The 22,493-nt window shown below is 71.0% G+C and carries 22 protein-coding genes and 1 tRNA gene; 13 read left to right on the forward strand and 10 right to left on the reverse strand.

The window, feature by feature from the left end; all coding sequences use genetic code 11:
* Positions 1 to 111: 111 nt before the first annotated feature.
* Both ACT1U9_RS15770 and ACT1U9_RS15775 read right to left on the reverse strand, forming a co-directional pair.
* Positions 112 to 648 carry an FHA domain-containing protein FhaB/FipA gene (locus tag ACT1U9_RS15770; RefSeq protein ID WP_188276730.1) on the reverse strand — a complete coding sequence of 179 codons (537 nt, stop codon included), beginning with the start codon at positions 646 to 648 and terminating at the stop codon, positions 112 to 114.
* Between the two features lie 10 nt (positions 649 to 658).
* Positions 659 to 1,549 carry an FhaA domain-containing protein gene (locus ACT1U9_RS15775; protein ID WP_444538906.1) on the reverse strand — a complete coding sequence of 297 codons (891 nt, stop codon included), beginning with the start codon at positions 1,547 to 1,549 and terminating at the stop codon, positions 659 to 661.
* A 378-nt stretch (positions 1,550 to 1,927) separates the two neighbouring features.
* On the opposite strand from ACT1U9_RS15775, the gene ACT1U9_RS15780 reads away from it, so the two are divergent.
* The 7 genes from ACT1U9_RS15780 to ACT1U9_RS15810 all read left to right on the forward strand — a co-directional run bounded on the left by ACT1U9_RS15780 (position 1,928) and on the right by ACT1U9_RS15810 (position 9,106).
* Positions 1,928 to 2,010: transfer RNA gene (locus ACT1U9_RS15780), tRNA-Leu, on the forward strand.
* A gap of 235 nt (positions 2,011 to 2,245) precedes the next feature.
* Positions 2,246 to 3,997 carry a sensor histidine kinase gene (locus tag ACT1U9_RS15785; RefSeq protein WP_444538907.1) on the forward strand — a complete coding sequence of 584 codons (1,752 nt, stop codon included), beginning with the start codon at positions 2,246 to 2,248 and terminating at the stop codon, positions 3,995 to 3,997.
* Between the two features lie 123 nt (positions 3,998 to 4,120).
* Complete coding sequence (locus tag ACT1U9_RS15790; protein ID WP_444539123.1) at positions 4,121 to 4,765, forward strand: response regulator transcription factor; 645 nt, start codon at positions 4,121 to 4,123, stop codon at positions 4,763 to 4,765.
* A 248-nt stretch (positions 4,766 to 5,013) separates the two neighbouring features.
* A complete protein-coding gene (locus ACT1U9_RS15795) occupies positions 5,014 to 6,117 on the forward strand; it encodes a hypothetical protein (RefSeq protein WP_444539124.1) in 1,104 nt (367 codons plus the stop codon).
* Between the two features lie 163 nt (positions 6,118 to 6,280).
* Positions 6,281 to 7,738, forward strand: a complete 1,458-nt coding sequence (locus ACT1U9_RS15800) for a DUF2252 domain-containing protein (protein ID WP_444538908.1) — start codon at positions 6,281 to 6,283, stop codon at positions 7,736 to 7,738.
* 72 nt (positions 7,739 to 7,810) lie between these two features.
* The gene (locus tag ACT1U9_RS15805; protein WP_444538909.1) at positions 7,811 to 8,650 is read left to right on the forward strand and encodes a hypothetical protein; all 840 of its coding nucleotides are present in this window, start codon (positions 7,811 to 7,813) and stop codon (positions 8,648 to 8,650) included.
* 111 nt (positions 8,651 to 8,761) lie between these two features.
* Complete coding sequence (locus tag ACT1U9_RS15810; RefSeq protein WP_444538910.1) at positions 8,762 to 9,106, forward strand: rhodanese-like domain-containing protein; 345 nt, start codon at positions 8,762 to 8,764, stop codon at positions 9,104 to 9,106.
* Positions 9,107 to 9,155: 49 nt separating this feature from the next.
* Here the strand turns inward: ACT1U9_RS15810 and ACT1U9_RS15815 are convergent, their stop codons facing one another.
* The 6 genes from ACT1U9_RS15815 to paaA form a co-directional block, all read right to left on the reverse strand.
* Positions 9,156 to 10,310, reverse strand: a complete 1,155-nt coding sequence (locus tag ACT1U9_RS15815) for an acyl-CoA dehydrogenase family protein (RefSeq protein ID WP_444539125.1) — start codon at positions 10,308 to 10,310, stop codon at positions 9,156 to 9,158.
* A 173-nt stretch (positions 10,311 to 10,483) separates the two neighbouring features.
* Complete coding sequence (locus tag ACT1U9_RS15820) at positions 10,484 to 11,539, reverse strand: 2Fe-2S iron-sulfur cluster-binding protein (RefSeq protein WP_444538911.1); 1,056 nt, start codon at positions 11,537 to 11,539, stop codon at positions 10,484 to 10,486.
* Entirely contained in the window at positions 11,540 to 12,052 is a 513-nt protein-coding gene (gene paaD, locus ACT1U9_RS15825) for a 1,2-phenylacetyl-CoA epoxidase subunit PaaD (protein ID WP_444538912.1), read from the reverse strand. It abuts the gene before it with no gap.
* Entirely contained in the window at positions 12,046 to 12,789 is a 744-nt protein-coding gene (gene paaC, locus ACT1U9_RS15830) for a 1,2-phenylacetyl-CoA epoxidase subunit PaaC (protein WP_444538913.1), read from the reverse strand. Before paaC ends, paaD begins: the two co-directional genes overlap by 7 nt.
* Complete coding sequence (paaB, locus tag ACT1U9_RS15835) at positions 12,786 to 13,076, reverse strand: 1,2-phenylacetyl-CoA epoxidase subunit PaaB (RefSeq protein ID WP_188276738.1); 291 nt, start codon at positions 13,074 to 13,076, stop codon at positions 12,786 to 12,788. Before paaB ends, paaC begins: the two co-directional genes overlap by 4 nt.
* Positions 13,073 to 14,077: a 1,2-phenylacetyl-CoA epoxidase subunit PaaA gene (gene paaA / locus ACT1U9_RS15840; protein WP_444538914.1), complete on the reverse strand. Its 1,005-nt coding sequence runs from the start codon at positions 14,075 to 14,077 to the stop codon at positions 13,073 to 13,075. The genes paaB and paaA overlap by 4 nt, the downstream gene beginning before the upstream one ends.
* A gap of 154 nt (positions 14,078 to 14,231) precedes the next feature.
* On the opposite strand from paaA, the gene ACT1U9_RS15845 reads away from it, so the two are divergent.
* The 3 genes from ACT1U9_RS15845 to ACT1U9_RS15855 are packed head-to-tail and all read left to right on the forward strand — an operon-like array spanning position 14,232 to position 17,079.
* Positions 14,232 to 15,074: a DUF5819 family protein gene (locus ACT1U9_RS15845; protein ID WP_444538915.1), complete on the forward strand. Its 843-nt coding sequence runs from the start codon at positions 14,232 to 14,234 to the stop codon at positions 15,072 to 15,074.
* Between the two features lie 32 nt (positions 15,075 to 15,106).
* A complete protein-coding gene (locus ACT1U9_RS15850; protein ID WP_444539126.1) occupies positions 15,107 to 16,384 on the forward strand; it encodes an HTTM domain-containing protein in 1,278 nt (425 codons plus the stop codon).
* Positions 16,381 to 17,079 (forward strand): TrmH family RNA methyltransferase, encoded by a 699-nt coding sequence (locus ACT1U9_RS15855; RefSeq protein ID WP_444538916.1) that lies wholly within the window; start codon positions 16,381 to 16,383, stop codon positions 17,077 to 17,079. The genes ACT1U9_RS15850 and ACT1U9_RS15855 overlap by 4 nt, the downstream gene beginning before the upstream one ends.
* 22 nt (positions 17,080 to 17,101) lie before the next feature.
* Here the strand turns inward: ACT1U9_RS15855 and paaN are convergent, their stop codons facing one another.
* On the reverse strand, positions 17,102 to 18,790 hold the full coding sequence (gene paaN / locus ACT1U9_RS15860; protein WP_444538917.1) for a phenylacetic acid degradation protein PaaN: 1,689 nt from the start codon (positions 18,788 to 18,790) through the stop codon (positions 17,102 to 17,104).
* Positions 18,791 to 18,911: 121 nt separating this feature from the next.
* Here paaN and ACT1U9_RS15865 point away from each other — a divergent pair, with 121 nt between their 5' ends.
* The 3 genes from ACT1U9_RS15865 (at position 18,912) to ACT1U9_RS15875 (ending at position 21,873) form a co-directional block, all read left to right on the forward strand.
* Positions 18,912 to 20,438, forward strand: a complete 1,527-nt coding sequence (locus tag ACT1U9_RS15865) for a 3-hydroxyacyl-CoA dehydrogenase (RefSeq protein WP_444538918.1) — start codon at positions 18,912 to 18,914, stop codon at positions 20,436 to 20,438.
* On the forward strand, positions 20,435 to 21,028 hold the full coding sequence (locus ACT1U9_RS15870; protein WP_444538919.1) for a TetR/AcrR family transcriptional regulator: 594 nt from the start codon (positions 20,435 to 20,437) through the stop codon (positions 21,026 to 21,028). Before ACT1U9_RS15865 ends, ACT1U9_RS15870 begins: the two co-directional genes overlap by 4 nt.
* Positions 21,029 to 21,123: 95 nt before the next feature.
* Positions 21,124 to 21,873 (forward strand): alpha/beta hydrolase family protein, encoded by a 750-nt coding sequence (locus ACT1U9_RS15875; RefSeq protein WP_444538920.1) that lies wholly within the window; start codon positions 21,124 to 21,126, stop codon positions 21,871 to 21,873.
* Here the strand turns inward: ACT1U9_RS15875 and ACT1U9_RS15880 are convergent.
* Complete coding sequence (locus ACT1U9_RS15880; RefSeq protein ID WP_444538921.1) at positions 21,870 to 22,367, reverse strand: Lrp/AsnC family transcriptional regulator; 498 nt, start codon at positions 22,365 to 22,367, stop codon at positions 21,870 to 21,872. The genes ACT1U9_RS15875 and ACT1U9_RS15880 overlap by 4 nt on opposite strands.
* Between the last annotated feature and the right edge of the window lie 126 nt (positions 22,368 to 22,493).

The following is a 22,493-nucleotide window of genomic DNA, read 5'->3' on the forward strand; positions in this document are numbered from 1 at the left end:
GGGGTACAGCCGGTCTTGTCGAGCCACACTGCCCACCCTCCGGTCGGGAGTCCGCCCCGGTCCGTCGTCCGGACCGCCGCGGCTCGCTCGCTCCGCTCGCTCATTGTCGTACTACTTCCGCAGCTCGATGACGGTCTTGCCGATGCGGATCGGCGCGCCCAGCGGAATCGGGGTCGGGGTGGTGAGCCGGGTCCGGTCCAGGTAGGTGCCGTTGGTGGACCCGAGATCCTCGACGATCCAATTGCCGTCCCGGTCCGGGTAGATCCTGGCATGCCGGCTCGACGCGTAGTCGTCGTCGAGGACGATCGTCGAGTCGTGGGCCCGGCCCAGCGTGATGGTCTGGCCCTGCAGCGCCACCGTGGTGCCGGTCAGCGTGCCCTCGGAGACCACCAGCTTGGTGGGGGCTCCGCGGCGCTGGCGGCCGGCGGGCGCGGGCTGCTGGCCGCGCTGCTGCGGCGGCGCGGCAGCAGCGGCGGCGGCCTGCCGGCCGGTCTGCTGGCGGCCAGTGTCGCCGCCCCGGCGCGAACCGCGCTGGGTGACGCGCGTGCCGAACAGGTCGCTGCGGATGACCTGGACGGCCACGATGACGAACAGCCACAGTACGGCGAGGAAACCCAACCGCATGACCGTGAGGGTCAGCTCTGACATTGCCCCCGCTTCACCCTTCGGCTTGCCGGTAAACGATGGTGGTGCTGCCCACGACGATCCGCGAGCCGTCGCGGAGCGTAGCGCGGGTGGTGTGCTGCCCGTCCACCACGATGCCGTTGGTGGACCCGAGATCCTGGATCGTCGAGGGCGTTCCGGTCCGGATCTCACAGTGCCGGCGCGAGACGCCGGGGTCGTCGATCCGCACATCGGCGTCGGTGCTGCGACCCAGCACCAGCGTCGGGCGGGAGATCTGGTGGCGGGTGCCGTTGATCTCGATCCAGCGCCGCACCGGGGAACCCGGCATGGGGCCCGGAGCCGCCGGACGGCGGTCCACTCCCGGACGGGCGGGGCCGCCGTTCCCGCCGGGCGGCGGGGAGGCCGGCATCGGCGGCGCGGCGGCCGGCGGATAGCCGTAGCCGCCGCGGCCCTGGGGGGACTGCGGCGGTGCGGCGGGAGCGGGACGCGCGGGGCCCTGGGGCCGGCCGCCGAACTGCTCCTGCTGGCTGTGCAGGTCCTGCTGGTCGGTGCTGGAGGCGAGGGTGCGGCTGCGCACCCGGTACAGGCCGGTGTCGAGATCCTCGGCCTTCTCCAGGTGGACCTTGATCGGCCCCATGAACGTGTAGCGCTGCTGCTTGGCGTAGTCGCGGACCAGGCCGGACAGCTCGTCGCCCAGCTGGCCCGAGTACGGGCTGAGCCGCTCGTAGTCGGGCGGGCTCAGCTCGACGATGAAGTCGTTGGGGACGACGGTCCGCTCACGGTTCCAGATCGTCGCGTTGTTGTCGCACTCGCGCTGGAGGGCGCCGGCGATCTCGACGGGCTGGACCTCGGACTTGAAGACCTTCGCGAAGGTGCCGTTGACCAGGCCTTCGAGACGCTGCTCGAAACGCTTCAGGACTCCCATGGGGCACCTCCTCCGTCGATGTCGTCCTGGTACTGCTTACTGATCGTATCCACGCGTCGGGAAATCGGCTGGTTCCCCTTCTGTGACCGGTGGACGAGTGTCACCTCTCACACGGATCGTAGAGGTGGCCTCCTGACAGTGTCCCGCACCCGGGGTGCACCGTGGAGGAGTGGGTGGCGACGGTATGGGTTGCCCCGCGGTCCCTGTGACGTTCCTGTGGGTCCCCCTGCCGTCGCGTCGGCCCGTCTCCTCTCCTCCTCTTGTGCCCCCCAGGGCCGCCGGAAACAACGGATGTGAATCCACCCTGCGCAGCGTGCTAATCTTCTCGACGTCGCCAGGGAAACGGACCGGAACGGTTCGAAGAACTGGACACCACTCGGGCGAGTGGCGGAACGGCAGACGCGCTGGCTTCAGGTGCCAGTGTCCTTCGGGACGTGGGGGTTCAAATCCCCCCTCGCCCACAGAACGGAAGCCCCGCAGGTCAATGACCGGCGGGGCTTCCGCGTTTTCGCATGCGCGTTTTCGTGTGCGCTTCTTCGCGGGCGCGTGGCGCGTGACTGTGTACGCGGTGATGTTCCCGTACGTACGGATCGGCGCGGCGGACCGGTCGGGTGGATCGCTACGGAGACTTTCGTCTCGGCGGGGCGCGACCAAAGAGAGCCGCCCGGGCCGGGGTCCGCTGCCTAGGGTGCGGGCGTGGATGTGTCATCGAGAATCCGGGACGGCTTCAGGGACGCCCGACGCCAGCTGGCCGGGCCGGAGCGCTGGACGCGCCGCAGGATCGTCGGCGAGTCGGCGCTCGCCCTGTGCCTCGCGGCCCTTGCCGGCGGGCTGAGCTTCGCGATCCACGGCGGAGTGGTGCTGCCGGGCCTGGAGGCGGCCGCCATCCTCGTCCTGTCGCCGCTGCGCCGCCGCTTCCCCGCCGGTGTGCTGGTCGCCACGTCCGCGCTCTGCGGGGTCAGCCCGGCGGCCACGCTGCTGCTGTTGATCGTGGCCTGCTCGTCGGGGCGGCGGATCATCGGGGCGGGGCGGGCGCTGTTCGCGTTCTGCGGCGGCTTCGCCGCGTATCTGGCGGTCACTCAGATCGCCGAGCACGGGGACGGGCCCCCGCTCCTCCTCGGCCTGTTCGCGGCGCTCTTCTTTATGATGACGGCCGTCGTGCCGGGCCTCGCCAGCCGTTACTGGTACCAGCGGCGCACCCTGTTGCAGACCATGCACGAGCGCAACACGCAGCTGCTGCGCGAGCGCGCGATGGTCGCCGGACAGGCGAGGCTGCGCGAACGCCAGCGCATCGCCCAGGACATGCACGACAGCCTCGGCCACCAGCTCGCGCTGATCTCCGTGCACACCGGGGCGCTGGAGGTCGATCCCGCGCTGACGGGCCGCCAGCGCGAGGCCGTCGGCGTGCTGCGGGAGGCGTCGGTCGCCGCGATGCACGAACTGCGCGAGGTCGTCGGCATCCTGCGCGACGGCGTCGAAGCCCCGGACCACGCCGACGAGGCGCAGCGCGCCGCCCGGGGCACGGCGGGCGTCGAGGCCCTGGTGACGGCCGCGCGGGCGGCGGGCACCACGGTGGAACTGCGGGAGACGGGGGAGCCCCGGCAACTGGCCGCCGCCTCCGACCACGCGGCGTACCGGATCGTGCAGGAGGCGCTCACCAACGCGTACAAGCACGCTCCCGGCGCCCCCATCGCGGTGGAACTGCGCTACGAGCCCGACTCGCTCGTCGTCGAGGTCGTCAACCAGCCGGTGGCCGGGCCGCCTGCGGACGAGGTGGTCAGCGGCGGTCAGGGCCTGACCGGGCTGCACGAGCGGGCCCGGCTGGTCGGCGGCATGGTCCACACCGGGCGCACCCAGGACGGCGGCTTCCGGGTGGCGGGCGTCCTGCCGTACGGGGCGGCGGAGGCGGCGACCTTCGTCGACGCGGGGGACGACTTCCGGCAGCAGCCGCGGGAGTTCCCGCTCGGCGACGGTGGTCCGGCCGGTACGACGCGGACCGGCCGGCACCCGGCCGGCCGGCGCGACGGCTGGGACGTCGACCTGAACGTCGCGGAGAGGGAGTTGGCCATGAGCAGCAGGAGCAGGGGCGGCGGCATCGCACTGGGCTGCGGGATCGCGTTCGCGGCGGTGGTGTTGCTTGTGGTGGCCGCGGGCTTCGCGCTCTTCTTCCTCGCCGGATCGGCGGACAAGGCCATAATCGACCCGTCCGAGTACGAGAAGATCAAGGTGGGCACGGCCGAACAGGACGTACGAAACCGGCTGCCGAAGGGCGACACGTTCCTCACGAGAGGCCTGCCCGGCAAGGGCCCGGTCGAGCCTGCCGGGTCGACGTGCCTGGTGCTGATGTCCTCGGAGGTCGGCGACAGCCTGAAGACCGAGCCGGTGTTCCGGTTCTGCTTCAAGGACGGCAAGCTGATCGAGAAGAAGGCGTACGACGTCGAGCGGTAGCGCGGCGCCAGGACGGGAGCAGGAGTGACGGGTCCACAGACGGGTCCACTCGGTCCGGGCGACACGGGCGGTACGCGGGGCGCGCACGGGCCTCAGGGTCCGCAGAGGCCGCGTAGTCCGCGTATCAAGGTCGTAATCGCGGACGACGAACCGCTGATCCGCGCGGGAATCAGGATGATCCTCACGTCGGACCCGGACATCGAGGTCGCGGCGGAGGCGGCGAACGGCCGCGAGGCCGTCGAGGCGGCGCGCGCCCACGCGGCCGACGTGGTGCTGCTCGACATCCAGATGCCGGTGATGGACGGGCTGACCGCGCTGGCCGAGCTGCGCAGGACGGCCCCCTCGGTGCACGTGATCATCCTCACGACGTTCGGCGAGCGGGAGAACGTGCTGCGTGCGCTGGAGCACGGGGGCGCCGGTTTCCTGCTGAAGGACACCGCCCCGGCCGAGCTGATCCGCGCGGTACGGGCTGCGGCTGCCGGGGACGCCTATCTGTCGCCTGCCGCGACCCGGCATGTCGTGGACCAGCTGGCGACGGGGCGCGCGGCGGCGCGGGGCGAGCAGGCGCGGCGCCGGGTGGGCGTGCTGTCCGAGCGGGAGCGGGACGTACTGGCGCTGCTCGGCGAGGGCCTGTCCAACGCGGACGCCGGAAAGCGGCTCCATATGAGTGAGGCCACGGTGAAGACGTATGTGAGCCGGATCCTGGCGAAGCTGGAGTGCGAGAACCGGGTGCAGGCGGCGCTGCTGGCGCGGGACGCGGGGTTGTAGCGGCCCTCTAGCTAGTGGGTGGGCAGGCGGGGGCTTTGGTCTTCCGGGGGCCCGGCCGGTGGCCGCGCGGTGCGTGGTTTCACGTGAAACATCGGCGTTGGTGGGGGTGACAGCGGCGGTGCGGGCCGTGGGTCAACGGTCGGCAGTGGCGGCCGGACGCAGGCTCTGATCTGGGCGTTCGCCCTTTCAAATAAATGGTTGTAGAGTACAACGTGCATGAGTTGTATAAGCCAACCATTGGAGTCGTGGTGTCCGCCGGTACCGCTTCCAGCCCCCTGCGTCATGTGCTCGGCCATCTCCTCACCCCCCTGCTGATGTGCATCGGGATGGGCCTCGCCTACCTGGGGGCCTTCCACAGCCCGCAGCCGCACGACCTGCGGGTCGACATCGTCGGGTCGGGCCCCAGCGCACAGGTGCTCGCCCAGACCCTCCAGGACAAGGGCGCGGGCGCGCTCGACGTCCGTACCGTGCCCGACCGCGCCGCGGCGGTCCACGCACTCGAACAGCAGCAGGTCTTCGGCGCGTACATCCCCGGTGCGAGGCCCGAACTGCTCGTCGCCTCCGCCTCCTCCGACACCAGCGCCACCGCCGTCGAGAAGGTCTTCACCAAGGTCGCGGCGGCGCAGGACGCGCCCCTCAAGGTGACCGACGTGACCGACCTCGCCAAGGGCGACCCGACCGGGCAGGGCATCTTCTTCCTGCTGGTCGCGCTCAGCATCGGCTCGTACGCGTCCGTCGCGGTGATCGGCGGCGCCGGTGCGGTCCTGCCGCTGCGGATCAGGGCGCTGCTGGCACTGGGCATGTCGTTCCTGGTCAGCGGCATCGGCGCGGTCTTCGCGGGCCCGATGTTCCACCTCGTCGACCACAGACTCGGCGGCGTGTGGGCCATGTCGTGGCTGTACTCGGCCGGGATCCTGCTCATCGGCGTCGGGCTGCACACGTTCCTGAAGCGGTGGACCACGCTCGGCGTGATGGTGCTCTTCGTGATGCTCAACTTCACCAGCTCCGGCGGCATCTTCCGCCCCGAACTCCAGCCCGGCTTCTTCGGGGCGCTGCACGCGTTCTGGAACGGCGCCGGATTCGTCGAAGGCACCCGCAGCCACGTGTACTTCGCGGGCCACGGCCTCGGCGGCCACGTGCTGGTTCTGACCCTGTGGCTGTTGGCAGGCATCGCGCTGGTGGGTGTCGCGGCGCTGGCCGAGGCGCGAGCGCGGCGGGGCGCGGTGGCGGTGCCGGTTGCGGGAGCGGCTGCGGTGAGCGATGGCGTCGCCGACGGCCGGGGCGAGGCCCGGGAAGGTGCCGGGGAGGACGAAGAAGTCGAGGAAGAGCTGGAGGAAGCGGTCGCTGTCTGAGCGGACAACTCCATAGAGAATCCGGGGACAACTCCCGCCGGTGGCCTGCCGTATGGCCGCCGACGGGAGTTATCCACAGGGGGAGACGCCCATCACCCACCGCCTGTACGGTCATGGCAGTCGAGCTGTTGATGTTGTACGAGGACGGGGGAGGCGGCGCGCGATGAGCGATGTCGAGGCGGTGATTCCGGTGCTGCGAGCGGTGCCCGACAGCGGGCAGATCCGGATACCGCAAGTACCGGGTTTCCGGCACCGCAACGGCCGGGGAGCGGACCGCACGCCCGGCTCGCCGAAGGGCGACGGCAAGGCACTGCGCGACCGCGTACCCCGCTCCTCGCACGACGCGCTCGCCCTCTCCGCCGACCGGCCAGACGCCGTCCGCGCCGTCGAGGAGTCGAACCGGGGCCGGGTGGCCGAGCTCACCCCGATCCGGGTCGGCCGGATGGCCGCCTCCCCGTTCGCGTTCCTGCGCGGCGCCGCCGGACTGATGGCCCACGACCTGGTCGGCACCCCGACCACCGGCATCGGCGCCCAGCTCTGCGGCGACGCCCACGCCGCGAACTTCGGCCTCTACGGCGACGCACGCGGCGGACTCGTCATCGACCTGAACGACTTCGACGAAACCGTGCCCGGCCCCTGGGAATGGGACCTCAAGCGCCTCGCGGCCTCACTCGTCCTGGCCGGTCGGGCCGCGGGCGCCGACGAGGACACCTGCCGGGCCGCGGCATACGACGCGGTCGGCGCCTACCGCCGGACCATGCGGCTCCTGGCGAAGCTGCCGGTGCTGGACGCGTGGAACGCGATAGCCGACGAGGAACTGGTCTCCCACACCGACGCCCGGGACCTGCTCGGCACCCTGGAACGGGTGTCGGCCAAGGCCCGCAACAACACCAGCGCGCGCTTCGCCGCCAAGGCGACCCAGCAGAGCCCCGACGGCCACCACCGCTTCGTCGACGCGCCGCCGGTACTGCGCCGGGTGCCCGACGCGGAGGCCGCCGCGGTCGCCGCCTCGCTCGGCGAGTACCTGAACACCCTGTCGGAGGACCGCCTGCCGCTGCTCGCGCGGTACGCGATACACGACGTGGCCTTCCGGGTCGTCGGTACCGGCAGCGTCGGAACACGGTCGTACGTGGTGCTGCTCCTCGACCACCGGGGCGAGCCCCTGGTGCTCCAGGTGAAGGAGGCCCGCCCCTCCGCCCTGCTGCCGCACCTGGCGAAAGCGGGATTCCACGCGCCGGAGGCGGGCCACGAGGGCCGCCGCGTGGTCCTCGGCCAGAAGCGGATGCAGGTCGTCAGCGACATCCTGCTGGGCTGGACCACCGTCGACGAACGGCCCTACCAGGTACGCCAGTTCCGCAACCGCAAGGGCAGCGTGGACCCGGCCGCGCTCGCCCCGGACCAGCTGGACGACTACGGCCGTATGACGGGCGCACTGCTAGCCCGCGCCCACGCACACAGCGCCGACCCCCGGCTGATAGCGGGGTACTGCGGCAAGAACGAAGAGCTGGACGAAGCCGTGGCCGGCTTCGCGGTCCACTACGCCGACCGCACGGAGGCCGACCACGCGACCCTGCTGGCCGCGATCAGGGATGGGCGGGTGGAGGCGGAGCTGGGGGTGTGAGACGGGGGCGGGGAGGGGTGGGGGGGAGGGGGGAGGGAGGGGCCCCACCCTCCGCGCCCGTACGCTGGACCGGTGACGGACGAACCTGCCGAAGAGACGACCGCCCCGACCGCCCCCGCCGAGGCCCCGGAGAACGCGGAGCGGCCCGAGGCCCGGCTGGACAGGGCTGTGCGGGCGGCCGAGCAGGCGCTGATCGAGTTCGAGATCGCCGTGGAGACCTTCCGGGTGGAGGTGGAGAACTTCTCCCGCCTGCACCACCAGAAGCTCGGCCCGATGTACGCCCGGCTCGACGAGCTCGACGCCCAGATCGCCGAGGCCAAGGCCACACTCACCGGCGACCCCGAGGATCTGCGCAAGGCACGCGAGGCACGGGCCGCGGTGCTGCCGATGCCCGGGGTCGAGGAACTGTTCCACGACTGGATGGACTCCGACGGGCTCTCGCCCGAAGCCGCCTCGATGCTCACGGACCAGCCGGTACGGCCGCCGAAGCGGGTGCGGCCGAGCGAGGAGGCGCGCAGGCTCTACCGCGAACTCGCCCGCAAGGCGCACCCCGACCTCGCACAGGAGGACGGCGAACGCGCCCGGCGCGACGAGTTCATCGCCCGCGTCAACGCGGCCTACGGCCGCGGCGACGAGGCCATGCTGCGGGAACTCTCCGAGGAGTGGGCGGCCGGGCCGGTGCCGGAGGAGGCGCGGCCCAGCGAGAGCGAGGAGCTCTACGCCCGCCTTGAGTGGCTGGCCCAGCGCAAGGAGCTGCTCGCCGTGCTGGCCAGGGAGCTGGAGGAGAGCGCGATCGGCTCGATGCTGCGGATGGCGCCGGACGACCCGGACCGCCTCCTCGACGAGATCGCCGAGCAGCTGCTGGCCGAGGTGGCCGGTCGTGAGGCGGAACTCGCGGAGCTGGTGCAGTAGCGTTCCAGGTGACCAGCCGGTACGGGTGCCTGTCGGTACAAGTGACCGGCCGACGCGACTGACCTGCGGGTACGACCGACCTGCCGATACGTACGAGAGAAGGCATGACCCATGAATTTCGCCCAGCTGCCGTCGGTGGATGTCGCCGCCGTGCCGGCCGACGCCCTGGTGCTGGACGTCCGTGAGGACGACGAGTGGGCGGCCGGGCATGTCGAGGGCGCGCTGCATGTGCCGATCAGCGACTTCGTGTCGCGGTTCGGTGAGGTGACCGAGGCTGTCGAGGACGGCCGCCGGGCGTATGTGATGTGCCGGGTCGGCGGGCGTTCGGCGCAGGTCACGCAGTATCTGGTGCAGCAGGGCATCGACGCCGTGAACGTCGACGGCGGCATGCAGGCGTGGAACGGCGCCGGGCGCCCGATGGTCACCGACAACGGCACCCCGGCTTTCGTGCTCTGACGAGCACGTTCTGGCGAAAGCCCGGCGGCCTTCTGGCCCCCTCGTCCAGTTAGGTGAGCGGATGCGCGGCGAGCAGGTCGCCGAGGGCTTCCTCGTGGGCCGCGGCCGGGCCGAGTGACAGCTCCAGTTGCTTGGCCCAGGCGTGGTACCGGTGCAGGGGATAGTCGGTGTCGGCGCCGAACCCGCCGTGCAGATGCTGAGCGGTCTGTACGACTCTGCGCACCCCGTCGGAGGCCCAGATCTTCGCCACCGATACGTCGCCGCTCGCCGGAAGCGCGCCCCCGGCTCCCGTACTGATGCGCCAGGCGGCCTGCCACAGCGTGGCTTCCATCGCACGCAGGTCGATATAACGGTCGGCGGCCTGGACGGCGACCGCCTGGAACGTGGCGACGGGGAACCCGAACTGCTCGCGCTTTCCGGTGTATTCGCTGGTCATCGTCAGCACGCCCTCCCCCAGGCCGAGCGCCAGCGCACAGGTGCCGGTGGCGAGCAGATCACGCAGCCACTCCCATGCGCCTTCGGCGTCGATGACCGCTCGCGCCTCGACACGTACGGAATCGAGGCTGACCTCGGCGAAGCGTTCCCCGCTGGTCGAGAACTGCTCGGCGAGAGTGAGCCCTTCGTCTACGCGGGGGAGCAGGGCGAGCACGGCGCGGCCCTCACCGGTGTGCGCGGGCACGGCGATACGGTCCGCGTTGTGCGCCCACGGCACGGCGGTCTGCACACCGTCGAGCACCCAGCCGCCGTCCCCACTACCGCTTTCGCCTGTTTCCCGGCGAGCGGTGACCCCGAGCTCGGCGGGATCGTGACCGGTGCGTCCGTTGGCGCCGACGGTGAGCACCAGCTCGCCCCGGCCGACGGCCGGCAGCAGCTCCCGCGCCAACTCGGCGCTCCCGTACCGCTCTACCGTCATCGCGACAGCGCTGGTCTCCAGGAGCGGCACCCGGGCCAGCACCTTCGCGGACTCGCGCAGCACCAGGCAGAGGGCGATCGGATCGAGCCCCGCGCCGCCGTACTCCGGGCCGATGACCAGGCTCAGCAGGTCGGACTCGGCGAGCTTGGCCCACAGCGGCCGGTCGAAGTCCTCGGCCACCGCGCCGGGGGTGAGCGCGGGGCTGGGCACCGTGTCGGGCGCGACGCCCGAGAAGACCGCCCGCGCCGCCTCTACGGCCGCCTGCTCCTCCTCGGTGAAGGTGAAGTCCACAGCCCTGTCCTCCCGCATCCCGAATCCTGCACGCGCACCGGATCTGACGGGTCGTCAAGATAGAACAGGTTCTAGCGGATTGGAATGCGGGGGCGACGGAATGTTGAGGCCGCTGAATGCTGAGCAGAGCCTGGGGGCCTCCCCCCCCGCCCCCTCCCCCCAACCCCTCCCCCTCACCTATCGAAGTCCAACTCCACTTCCTTCGTAGCCGGATGAGACTGGCAGGCCAGCACATAGCCCGCCTCCGTCTCGTCCTCCTCCAGCGCGAAGTTGCGGTCCATCCGCACCTCGCCCGAGACCAGGAACGCCCGGCAGGTCCCGCACACCCCGCCCTTGCAGGCGTACGGGGCGTCCGCGCGGGCGCGCAGCACCGTGTCCAGCAGCTTCTCGCCCTCCTGGACCGGCCAGGTGCCGGAGCGGCCGTGCAGGGTCGCGGTCAGCGTGGCGTGCGCCGGGGCCGATGCCGCTGCTGTGCTCTGCACCGGCGCCTCGTCCACGTGGAAGATCTCCTCGTGGATCCGGCCCCGTGCCACGCCCAGTCCGCGCAGGGCCCGCTCGGCGGCCTGGACCAGGCCGAACGGTCCGCACAGGTACCAGCCGTCGACCTCTTCCACCGGGAGCAGCGCGGGCAGCAGCTCCGTGAGCCGTTCCTGGTCGAGCCGTCCGGACGGCAGACCCGACTGCTGCTCTTCCCGGGAGAGGGCGTTGACCAGCTGGAACCGGTCGGGGAAGCGGTCCTTCAGATCGGCCGTCTCCTCCAGGAACATGGTGGACGCGACAGTGCGGTCGCTGCGTATGAGGCAGAACCGGGCCTGCGGTTCGCGCTCCAGCAGCGTTGTGGCGATCGACAGGACCGGGGTGATGCCGCTGCCGCCGACGACGGACACGAAATACCCGGCGCGCGGCTCCAGGATGAAGCGGCCCATCGGCTCCATGACGTCGACGACGTCGCCCACGGCCAGTTCCTTGAAGGCGTACGTGGAGAACTCGCCGCCCTCGACCAGGCGGATGCCTACGCGCAGTACGGGCGGAGCCGGGTGCTCCACAGCGGGTGCGCAGATCGAGTAGGTGCGGCGGATCTCCTCGCCCTCGACTATCCGGCGCAGGGCGAGGTGCTGGCCCGGCCGGTGGCGGTAGGCCTCGCGCAGCTCCGGCGGCACGTCGAAGGTGACGGTCACCGAGTCGTCCGTGAGCCGTTCGACCTCGCTCACCCGGAGTGGATGGAACATCTACAACTCCTTGAAGTGGTCGAACGGTTCGCGGCAGCTCACGCAGCGGCGCAGTGCCTTGCACGCGGTGGAGGAGAACCGGCTCAGCAGTTCGGTGTCGGTGGAGCCGCAGTTCGGGCAGCGCACGCTCAGGGTGAGCGCGACCGGACCTTCGGCGGCGTGGGGCCGGGGCGGCGCTATGCCGAACTCCGCGAGTTTGCGGCGGCCTTCGGCGCTGATGTCGTCCGTCGACCAGGCGGGGGACAGGACGCGGACCACGGAGACGTCGGGTATCCCGTTCTCGCGCAGGATCTGCTCGATGTCGCTGGACATCGCTTCGATGGCCGGGCAGCCGGTGTATGTGGGGGTCAGCTGGACGGTGACCTTGCCGGGCCCTTCCAGGTGGACGCCGCGCAGTACGCCCAGTTCCGCCAGGGTGAGCACGGGCAGCTCGGGATCGGGGACCGAGCCGGCGAGCCGTGCCAGTTCCTGTTCCAGCGGTGTCATCTCGGCCGTGGCCGTGCCGGTCACCATGTCGCCCCCGGGTGGCTGCGGTGCAGGTGCTGCATTTCGGCGAGCATCCGCCCGAACGGCTCGGTGTGCAGGCCCTGGCGGCCGGCTCCGGCGGCCCAGGCGCCGGTCCTCGGCCCTTCGGGGACGGTCAGTGTGGCCTGCTGGAGCACCGCGGTGACGGAGGCGAGCCAGGTCGCTTCGGTCTCCTGCCAGTCGATGTCGACGCCGTCGATCGGCTGGAACATCTCGCCGGTGAACCGCCACAGCGCCTCGCACGCCCGCTGCATCCGCTGGTGGCTCTCGTCGGTGCCGTCGCCCAGGCGCAGGGTCCACTGTTCGGCGTGGTCCTGGTGGTAGGCGACTTCCTTGACCGCCTTCGCGGCGAGCCCGGCGAGGTCGCTGTCGCCTGCGGTCAGCTGTCCGTAGAGCAGTTTCTGGTAGGTCGAGAAGTAGAGCTGGCGGGCGATGGTGTGCGCGAAGTCGCCGTTCGGCTGCTCGACCAGCTGGAGGTTGCGAAACGCCCGCTCCTCGCGCAGATACGCCAGCTCGTCCTCGTCGCCCACCAGGGAGAGCAGCACCCGGGCCTGGCCGAGCAGGTCGAGCGCGATGTTCGCCAGCGCCACCTCCTCTTCGAGGACGGGGGCGTGTCCGGCCCACTCCCCCAGCCGGTGCGAGAGCACCAGGGCGTCGTCGCCGAGGGGCAGCGCGGCGGTAGTGGCCGTCGACGCCGTGTTCGTGGGCTTCGCCGAGGTCGTCACAGGTGCTTCACCCCTTCCGGGATCTCGTAGAACGTCGGGTGGCGGTACGGCTTGTCGCCGGCCGGCTCGAAGAAGGAGTCCTTCTCGTCGGGGGAGGAGGCGGTGACCGCGGTGGACGGCACCACCCAGATCGAGACGCCTTCGGACCTGCGGGTGTACAGGTCGCGCGCGTTGCGCAGGGCCATCTGGGCGTCCGGGGCGTGCAAGCTTCCGGCGTGGGTGTGGGACAGTCCGCGGCGCGAGCGCACGAACACCTCCCACAGCGGCCAGTCGTGTGTGCTGCTCATGCCGTTGCCTCCCCGTTGCTGTGCTGCTTCGTTGCGTACGCGGCTGCCGCGTCCCGGACCCAGACGCCTTCTTCGTGGGCGCGGCGCCGCTGGGTGAGCCGCTGCTCGTTGCAGGGGCCGTTGCCCTTGAGGACGTCCCAGAACTCGGTCCAGTCGATCGTCCCGAAGTCGTGGTGTCCCCGCTCCTCGTTCCACCGCAGGTCGGGGTCGGGGAGGGTGAGTCCCAGCGCCTCGGCCTGGGGGACGCAGATGTCGACGAAGCGCTGGCGCAGCTCGTCGTTGGAGTGCCGCTTGATCTTCCAGGCCATGGACTGCGCGGAGTGGGACGACTCGTCGTCCGGCGGGCCGAACATCATCAGCGAAGGCCACCACCAGCGGTCCACCGCGTCCTGTGCCATGGCGTGCTGTTCCCCGGTGCCCTGGGACAGGGCGAGGAGCAGCTCGTAGCCCTGGCGCTGGTGGAAGGACTCCTCCTTGCAGACGCGGACCATCGCCCGTGCGTACGGCCCGTAGGAGCAGCGGCAGAGCGGGACCTGGTTGGTGATCGCGGCGCCGTCCACCAGCCAGCCGATGGCGCCGACGTCCGCCCAGGTCAGGGTGGGGTAGTTGAAGATCGACGAGTATTTCTGGCGGCCCGAGTGGAGCTTGTCGAGCAACTCGTCGCGGCTCACGCCGAGCGTCTCGGCCGCGCTGTACAGGTACAGCCCGTGGCCCGCCTCGTCCTGCACCTTGGCCATCAGGATCGCCTTGCGGCGCAGTGAAGGCGCGCGGGTGATCCAGTTGGACTCGGGCTGCATGCCGATGATCTCGGAGTGGGCGTGCTGCGCTATCTGGCGGACCAGCGAGGCCCGGTAGGCGTCGGGCATCCAGTCGCGCGGTTCGATGCGCTCGTCGGCGGCCACGGCCGCGTCGAACGCCGCCGCGTACACCGCCGTGTCCTTGTCGTCCGCCGCCTGTGAGCCGTGCGTGTTCGTGCCGGTCTCCGCGGTCACTGCCGTCATCCGAGCCCCCTGCCGAGCTGTCGATTACGGGCGGTCCGCCGGGCCACTCGCTCCCGACCGATCGTTCGGTTCATTGACTTCAATGGTGAGTCGACGGCCCGTAGGGTGTCAACCCTGTGGATAACCCAGTGGAGCCGACCGGGATCGGGGCGGGATGGATTCGTACGACGAGAAGGACGTGCCGGGCCAGGAGGGGCAGCCCCGCCCGCCGGAGCCCGCTGCCGAAAACGCCGGGCCAGCCGTCGGTGCCGAGGCCGTCGCACCCCATCCGACCAGCGAAAACGTGACGCCGTCCGGGACCCCGGAGATCCCCGAGCCCGGCGTCCCCGGCCGTGGCATCGCCGCGCTGTCCCTCCCGTACCAGATCGTGGGTGCTCTCGCGCTCGCTCTCGTCGCGGTCGTCGCGGTCGTCCACATCGCGATGGTGTTTCTGCATGTCGCGCCGTCCAACACGGTCACGAAGCAGCACGGCAAGGTCGTCGACGACTGGATCTATCCCGAGTTCGAACAGAACTGGAAGCTTTTCGCGCCCAACCCGCTCCAGCAGAACATCGCGGTCCAGGCGCGCGCCGAGATCGTGATGCCGGACGGGACGCGCAAGACGACCGGGTGGATCGATCTGTCGGCGATGGACGGCTCCGGCATCCGGAGCAACCCGCTCCCGAGCCACACCCAGCAGAACGAACTGCGCCGGGGCTGGGAGTTCTTCGTGACCTCCCACACCGACGACAACAAGCCCAACGGCCTGCGCGGCGAGCTCTCCGAGCGCTACATCCACCGGATCGTGATGCTCCGCCTCGGCGCGCACCGTGACGGCGGCACCGTCGAGCGTGTACAGGTCAGGTCCGTGACGACGTCCGTGAAGGCTCCGCGGTGGAGCGACGAGAAGATCGACACCCGGCCGTACTACCGGGTCGTCCCCTGGTGGACCGTGACCCCCGCCGATCTCCCGGCCGGTGCCGGAGCCGGCGACGCACGGACGGAAGCCAGCCGATGAGCGAGCCGAAGAACGACTCGATGAGTGAGCCGATGAGCACTCCCGCGCCCCGTGCACCCCACCCGTCTCCCGCGCCGCAGACCCCGCAGCCGCCGCACGCGTCTCCCGCGTCGCCGCAGGCTCCCCCCGTCCCCGAGAGCAAGGCCGCCCTCGCCCTGCGGCGGGTCACCGGCGCCGCTCTCGGCCCGTATCAGAGCGCGGTCGTGCGGATCGGCTTCTCCGCGACCTGGCTGCTGTTCCTGCTGCGCGAGCTGCCGCACCGCCGTGAGCTGTACGGTCCCGACGGGCCGTGGAGCTGGGACATGGCCCACAAGCTCGTCTCCGGCAACCACGCCTTCACGGCGCTGCTGTGGACCGACAGCACGGTCTGGTTCGAGATCGTGTACGCCGTGGCCGTCGTGTCCAGCGCGCTGATGATGCTGGGCTGGCGCACCCGCACCATGTCCGTGCTGTTCATGGTGGGCGTGCTGTCGCTGCAGAATCGGTCCGTCTTCATGGGGGACGGCGGCGACAACGTCATCCACCTCATGGCGATCTATCTGGTCCTGACGCGCTGTGCGCAGGTCTGGTCGCTGGACGCCCGGCGCCTGCGGCGCGCCGCCGCACGCCGCGCCGAGACGGGCGAGAGCGTGCCGGACCGGGTGGGGCCCGTGCTGTGGGCGGTGCTCGGTGTCGCGCTCGCCGCGGTCACTCTCCTCGCCGACGCGGGCTGGGGCTGGCTGCTGATCTTCTGGGGCCTGTGGACGGCCCAGGCGCTGTGGTGGGCGGCCAACCGGTACGCCCAGGGCGAGCCGCGCGACCTCCTGGACGTCGTCGCGAACCTCGCGCACAACGCCACCATGGTGGTGATCATGGCGGAGGTCTGCCTGATCTACGCGACCGCCGGCTGGTACAAGATCCAGGGCTCGCGCTGGCAGGACGGCACCGCGCTCTACTACCCGCTGCACCTGGACTACTTCTCGCCGTGGCCCGCGCTCTCCGACGTGCTCGGCGGCAGCGGATTGATCGTCATGCTGCTCACCTACGGAACGGTCGCCGTCCAGGTGGCGTTCCCGTTCACGCTCTTCAACCGGCGGGTCAAGAACGTCCTGCTGGTGGCGATGATGATGGAGCACGCGGGGATCGCCCTGCTGCTCGGGCTGCCGTTCTTCTCGCTGGCGATGATCGCGGCCGACGCGGTCTTCCTGCCGACCGGTTTCCTGCGCTGGCTCGGCGGCCGCGTCGCCCGGCTGCGTGAGAAGCTGCCCGCCCGCTCGCCGCAGCCGGGGCGTACGGAGGAAGAGCCGCGGCCCCGTACGCTCGTGGCGTGAGCAGCGAGAACAGCCCCAGCCTTCCCTCTTCCGACCAGGCCCGTGCGGACGAGCCGACGCAGTACGACGACGGCTTCGCGCCCGAGATCGGCGTCGGCCCGCATCCGCTGCCCTGGCCTCAGGGGGAGCGCTACGATCCGGAGCTGCTCGCGCACGGCGACCGGCGCAATGTCGTCGACGCCTACCGGTACTGGACGCGCGAGGCGATCGTCGCGGACCTGGACACCCGGCGGCATGACTTCCACGTCGCTGTGGAGAACTGGGGCCACGACTTCAACATCGGCTCCGTCGTACGGACCGCCAACGCCTTCCTGGCGAAGGAGATCCACATCGTGGGGCGGCGGCGCTGGAACCGGCGCGGTGCGATGGTCACCGACCGCTACCAGCATGTGCGCCACCACCCCGACACCGAGTCGCTGACGAAGTGGGCGGCGGAGCAGGGGCTGCCGATCATCGGGATCGACAACCTGCCCGGCGCCGTGCCCCTGGAGCGCACCGAGCTGCCCCGGCGGTGTGTGCTGCTGTTCGGGCAGGAGGGGCCGGGACTGACCGAGCAGGCACGCGAGCACGCGTCCGCCGTGTGCTCGATCGCCCAGTTCGGCTCGACCCGGTCGATCAACGCGGGCGCGGCCGCGGCGATCGCCATGCACGCGTGGATCCAGCGCTACGCCGAGATCCCGGGCCCGACCGGCTGAGAAAGCAGGGCCCGGGCCCGGCTCACGCCTGCCTGCGGACCTCCACCACCCGGAAGCGGTTGGCCACGAACGCCGCGTCGCACAGCGCCGCGTTCGCCGCCGGGTTGCCGCCCGAGCCGTGGAAGTCGGAGAACGCCGCCGTCTGGTTGACGTAGACCCCGCCCGTCAGGTTCAAGGAGAGCTGGGCGGACTCCTCCAGGCAGACCTCCTCGACCGCGCGCTCCACCTCCCGCGATGTCGTGTACGCGCCGACCGTCATCGCGCCCTTGTCGCGCACCGTGCGCCGCAGCAGCTCCAGCGCGTCGGCCGTGGAGTCGACCGCCACCGCGAAGGAGACCGGTCCGAAGCACTCCGACAGGTAGGCGGCGCCCGTGTCGGGGCCCTCCCACTGCTTGCGCGCGCCGTCCTGCTTGACGATGACCGGCGTACGCACCACCGCGTCCGGGAAGTCCGGGTTGCTGATCTCCCGGGAGGCCAGGGCGACTTCACCGAGGCCGGGGGCCGCGTCCAGGCGCTGCTTCACATCGGGGTTGACCAGCGCGCCGAGCAGCGCGTTGGCGCGCGCGTCGTCGCCGAGCAGCCCGCCGACGGAGGCGGCGAGGTCGGCCACCACCTCGTCGTAGGACTTGTCGCCCGCGTCCGTGGTGATGCCCTCGCGCGGGATCAGCAGGTTCTGCGGGGTGGTGCACATCTGGCCGCTGTACAGGGACAGGGAGAAGGCCAGGTTGGAGAGCATGCCCTTGTAGTCGTCGGTGGAGTCGACGACGACCGTGTTGACACCCGCCTTCTCCGTGTAGACCTGAGCCTGACGGGCGTTGGCCTCCAGCCAGTCGCCGAACGCCGTGGAGCCCGTGTAGTCGATGATCTTGATCTCGGAGCGCACGGCCAGGGTCTTGGCGATGCCCTCGCCGGGACGCTCGGCGGCCAGCGCGACCAGGTTCGGGTCGAAGCCCGCTTCCGTGAGGACGGTGCGGGCGATCTTGACGGTGAGCGCGAGCGGGAGCACCGCGCGCGGGTGGGGCTTGACCAGCACCGCGTTACCGGTGGCCAGGGAGGCGAACAGGCCCGGGTAGCCGTTCCACGTCGGGAAGGTGTTGCAGCCGATCATCAGCGCGATGCCGCGCGCGGCCGGGACGAACGTCTTGCTCAGCTCCAGCGGGTCCCGCTTGCCCTGCGGCTTGGACCAGGGAGCCGCGCCCGACGGGGTGCGGGTCTGCTCCTGGTACGCGTACGCCACCGCCTCCAGGCCGCGGTCCTGCGCGTGCGGGCCGCCCGCCTGGAAGGCCATCATGAAGGCCTGCCCGCTGGTGTGCATGACCGCGTGCGCGAGCTCGGGCGTGCGGGCGCCGATGCGCGCCAGGATCTCCACACAGACCAGGGCCCGCGTCTCGGGACCGGCGTCGCGCCAGGCGCCCATGCCGGCCTTCATCGCGGGCAGCAGCACGTCCAGGTCCGGGTGCGGATACGTGATGCCCAACTCGATGCCGTACGGGGAGACTTCGGCGCCCGTCCAGTCGTCGGTGCCGGGCTGGTCCAGGTCGAACCGGGCGCCGAGCAGCGCGTCGAAGGCGGCCTTGCCGTCGTTCTCGTACGCCTTGGGGTGCTCGGGGTGCGGTGACCAGTACGCACGCGTGCGGATCGCTTCGAGCGCCTGGTCGAGCGTGGTCCGGTGGGTCTCGGTGAGCTGCTGGGGGCTGAGCTGAGCGGCCATACGGACCAACTCCTCTTCGAGCTGGGCAGGGACGGGCGGACAGGGTTAGAGTAACCGAACGATCGGTCGGGACAAGGGGGTCCGTCGAACCTGTGGACAACTCATCGGGGAGGATCGCGTCATGACCGCCATCGAAGAGAGCCGGGCCATCGGGCCGAACAGGGCCGTCGCCGTCGTCGGCACCGGGACCATGGGGCAGGGCATCGCGCAGGTCGCGCTGGTGGCAGGCCATCCGGTGCGGCTGTACGACGCCGTCCCGGGCCGGGCGCAAGAGGCCGCCGACGCCGTCGCCGCCCGGCTCGACCGGCTCGTCGAGAAAGGCCGGATCGCATCGGCCGACCGCGACGCCGCCGTGGACCGGCTGCACCCGGCCGACGCGCTGAGCGAGCTCGCGGACGCCGCGCTGGTCGTCGAGGCCGTGCTGGAGCAACTGCCGGTCAAGCAGGAGCTGTTCGCGGCGCTGGAGGACATCGTCGCCGAGGACTGCCTGCTCGCCACCAACACCTCGTCCCTGTCGGTCACGGCCGTCGCGGGCGTCCTGCGCCACCCGGGCCGGTTCGTCGGGCTGCACTTCTTCAACCCGGCGCCGCTGCTCCCCCTCGTCGAGGTGGTCAGCGGCTTCGCGACCGACGAGGCGGCCGCCACGCGCGCGTACGAGACGGCGAAGGCGTGGGGCAAGACCCCGGTGCGCTGCGCCGACACCCCCGGATTCCTGGTCAACCGCATCGCCCGGCCCTTCTACGCGGAGGCCTTCGCGGTCTACGAGGAGCGCGGCGCGGAGCCGGCCACCATCGACGCCGTGCTGCGCGAGAGCGGCGGCTTCGCGATGGGGCCCTTCGAGCTCACCGACCTGATCGGCCAGGACGTCAACGAGGCGGTCACCCGCTCGGTGTGGGAGGCCTTCTTCCACAGCCCCAAGTTCACCCCGTCGCTGGCCCAGCGCCGCCTGGTCGAGTCGGGGCTGCACGGCCGCAAGAGCGGTCGCGGCTGGTACGCGTACGGGGAGGGCGCCGTGCGGCCCGAGCCGCACACCGCCGAGCCCGCCGAGGCCCCCGCGGCCGTCACCGTCGTGGGCGACCTCGGTCCGGCCGCCGAGCTCGTCGCGATGATGCGCGAAGCCGGTATCGACGTGAAGACGGTCGAGTCGGGCGGCCCCTACATCGCTCTGCCCGGCGACGGCCAGCTCGTCCCGGCCGATGGGCGCACCTCCGTGGAGTACGCGGACGTCGTCTACTTCGACCTCGCCCTCGACTACCGGGGCGCCACCCGTACCGCGCTCTCCGCCAGCGAGGACACCTCCACGCGCGCGGTGGCCGAAGCCGTGGGGCTCTTCCAGAAGCTGGGCAAGAAGGTCAGCGTCATCGGCGACGTACCGGGCATGATCGTCGCCCGTACGGTCGCGATGCTCGCGGACCTCGCGGCCGACGCGGTCGCCCGGGGCGTCGCCTCGGCCGAGGACGTCGACACCGCGATGCGCCTTGGCGTCAACTACCCGCTGGGGCCCGTGGAATGGAACCGCAGGCTCGGCCGGGACTGGGCGTACGACCTGCTCACCGCAATGCACCAGCGCTGCCCCGGCGGGCGCTACGCCCCCTCGCTCGCGCTCTACCGGCAGTCGTACAGCAACGGCGAGGAGACCGCCTCATGACCACCGCCAAGCGGGACACATACACCCCGGAGACCCTGCTCACGGTCGCCGTGCGGGTCTTCAACGAGCGCGGCTACGACGGCACGTCGATGGAGCACCTGTCGAAGGCGGCGGGGATCTCCAAGTCGTCGATCTACCACCATGTCTCCGGCAAGGAGGAACTGCTGCGGCGGGCCGTCAGCCGGGCCATCGACGGCCTGTTCGCCGTTCTGGACGAGCCGGGGGCCACGCGCGGGCGCGCGATCGAGCGGGTCGAGTACGTCACCCGCCGTACGGTCGAGGTGCTGATGGCGGAGGTTCCGTACGTCACGCTGCTGCTGCGCGTACGCGGCAACACCAAGACCGAGCGCTGGGCGATGGAGCGCCGCCGGGAGTTCGACCAGCGGGTCTCCGACCTGCTCAAGGCCGCCGCCGCGGACGGGGACCTCCGCTCCGACATGGACATACGCCTGGCCACCCGGCTGCTGTTCGGCATGGTGAACTCGCTGGTGGAGTGGTACCGCCCGCAGCGCGACGGCGAGGCGGACCGCGCCCAGGTCACCGAGGCCGTCGTCCATATGGCTTTCGACGGGCTGCGCAACCGTCCCTGACGTGCGCGGACCGTTGACTGTCCGGTAGATCCAGCTCACCATCCACGGTCATGAATGCCGTGGACGGTCGTGCTGCCGCTGTGTCCGTGTGCGCCATGACGCTGCTCGTGGGGCTGACGGTGTCCGGCTGTTCCGGCGGCGGCGACAAGCACACGGCGCCGAACAAGACGGTGAGCGGGCAGGCGACCGTATCCCCGCAAGCGGCCCCTTCTCTTAAGAAGGGCGACGACTTCGGCTGTCTGACGCCCGAACAGGCGAAGTCGGGCTCGATCGTCTTCAAGGCCACCGACGGGGCCGGGACGGCCGGTTTCTTCACGGGACACGGCAATACGGGGATCGTGCTCGCGCACCAGGCGGACGGCAACGTCTGCCAGTGGAAGGACAAGGCCGTCGAGCTGGGCGGGGCGGGCTTCCAGGTGCTCGCCGTGAACTCCACCGGCGACGACGTCGCCGAGGTCAGTGGAGCGGCCGCCTATCTGCGCGCCAAGGGCGCCTGGAAGCTGCTCCTGATGGGCGCCTCCAAGGGCGGGACCGCCGTCATCCAGGCGGCCACCGTGCTGGAGCCGAGGCCCGACGCGGTCGTTTCGCTCTCCGGCCCCACCGCTTACGGCGCCGACGACGCGCTGGCGGCCGCGCCCAAGCTCACCTCGCCGGTGCTCTACATGGCGGGCGCGGACGACAGCCCCTTCGGGGACGCGGCCGTGCAGCTCAGCAAGGCGAGCACCAAGGCGCCGGAGAACAGGCTCTACGAGCTCAAGGGCGTTGCCGACCACGGGGTTTCGCTGCTCGGCGACGCCAAGAACTGGGCGACGGTGCTCGCCTTCCTCAAGAAGTACTGCACCTAGGGCGCGCCGGGGCCTGGGTCCAGGTCGGTCTCCTCGAAGACCAGCAACGTACGCGTGGACAGCACCTCGGGGATCGACTGGAGCTTGGTCAGGACCAGTTCGCGCAGCGCCCGGTTGTCCGGCGAGTGCACCAGGAGCAGTACGTCGAAGTCGCCGCTGACCAGGGCGATATGGGCGGCGCCCGGCAGCGCCTGGAGCTGTTCGCGCACCGTGCGCCAGGAGTTCTGCACGATCTTGAGCGTGATGTACGCGGACGCTCCCTGCCCCGCCCTTTCGTGGTCCACGCGCGCGGTGAATCCGCGGATCACCCCGTCGTCGAGGAGCCGGTTGATCCGGGCGTAGGCGTTGGCGCGCGAGACGTGCACCTGCTCGGCCACGGAGCGTATCGACGCGCGACCGTCCGTCTGGAGCATGCGCAGGATGTCGCGGTCCACGGCGTCCAGCGGCCGTGCGCCCGCACCCTGGCCCTCGTCGGCCATTTGTTCAGCTGCCATGTCCCCCCGCCTCCCTAGCATGGACGACCTGTCTCTATCCCAGGCTGTGCAGAACCGTTTGTCCACAGGCTCGCGGTGCCTGTAGCCAAAATGCCCTCACGACCGAACAATCGGTAGGTGAGGCGC

It is taken from the genome of Streptomyces sp. BR1, from assembly GCF_052373795.1.
In the GTDB taxonomy this organism is placed as follows: Bacteria; Actinomycetota; Actinomycetes; order Streptomycetales; family Streptomycetaceae; genus Streptomyces.

Coding starts and splice junctions, on each gene's coding strand:
- ACT1U9_RS15820 (WP_444538911.1), bottom strand. CDS start 11,539: ATGTTCCATCCACTCCGGGTGAGCGAGGTCGAACGGCTCACGGACGAC.
- ACT1U9_RS15880 (WP_444538921.1), bottom strand. CDS start 22,367: ATGGCAGCTGAACAAATGGCCGACGAGGGCCAGGGTGCGGGCGCACGG.
- ACT1U9_RS15810 (WP_444538910.1), top strand. CDS start 8,762: ATGAATTTCGCCCAGCTGCCGTCGGTGGATGTCGCCGCCGTGCCGGCC.
- paaN (WP_444538917.1), bottom strand. CDS start 18,790: ATGGCCGCTCAGCTCAGCCCCCAGCAGCTCACCGAGACCCACCGGACC.
- ACT1U9_RS15775 (WP_444538906.1), bottom strand. CDS start 1,549: ATGGGAGTCCTGAAGCGTTTCGAGCAGCGTCTCGAAGGCCTGGTCAAC.
- ACT1U9_RS15800 (WP_444538908.1), top strand. CDS start 6,281: ATGAGCGATGTCGAGGCGGTGATTCCGGTGCTGCGAGCGGTGCCCGAC.
- ACT1U9_RS15865 (WP_444538918.1), top strand. CDS start 18,912: ATGACCGCCATCGAAGAGAGCCGGGCCATCGGGCCGAACAGGGCCGTC.
- ACT1U9_RS15875 (WP_444538920.1), top strand. CDS start 21,124: ATGACGCTGCTCGTGGGGCTGACGGTGTCCGGCTGTTCCGGCGGCGGC.
- ACT1U9_RS15770 (WP_188276730.1), bottom strand. CDS start 648: ATGTCAGAGCTGACCCTCACGGTCATGCGGTTGGGTTTCCTCGCCGTA.
- ACT1U9_RS15870 (WP_444538919.1), top strand. CDS start 20,435: ATGACCACCGCCAAGCGGGACACATACACCCCGGAGACCCTGCTCACG.
- ACT1U9_RS15850 (WP_444539126.1), top strand. CDS start 15,107: ATGAGCACTCCCGCGCCCCGTGCACCCCACCCGTCTCCCGCGCCGCAG.
- ACT1U9_RS15845 (WP_444538915.1), top strand. CDS start 14,232: ATGGATTCGTACGACGAGAAGGACGTGCCGGGCCAGGAGGGGCAGCCC.
- paaA (WP_444538914.1), bottom strand. CDS start 14,077: ATGACGGCAGTGACCGCGGAGACCGGCACGAACACGCACGGCTCACAG.
- paaB (WP_188276738.1), bottom strand. CDS start 13,076: ATGAGCAGCACACACGACTGGCCGCTGTGGGAGGTGTTCGTGCGCTCG.
- paaD (WP_444538912.1), bottom strand. CDS start 12,052: ATGGTGACCGGCACGGCCACGGCCGAGATGACACCGCTGGAACAGGAA.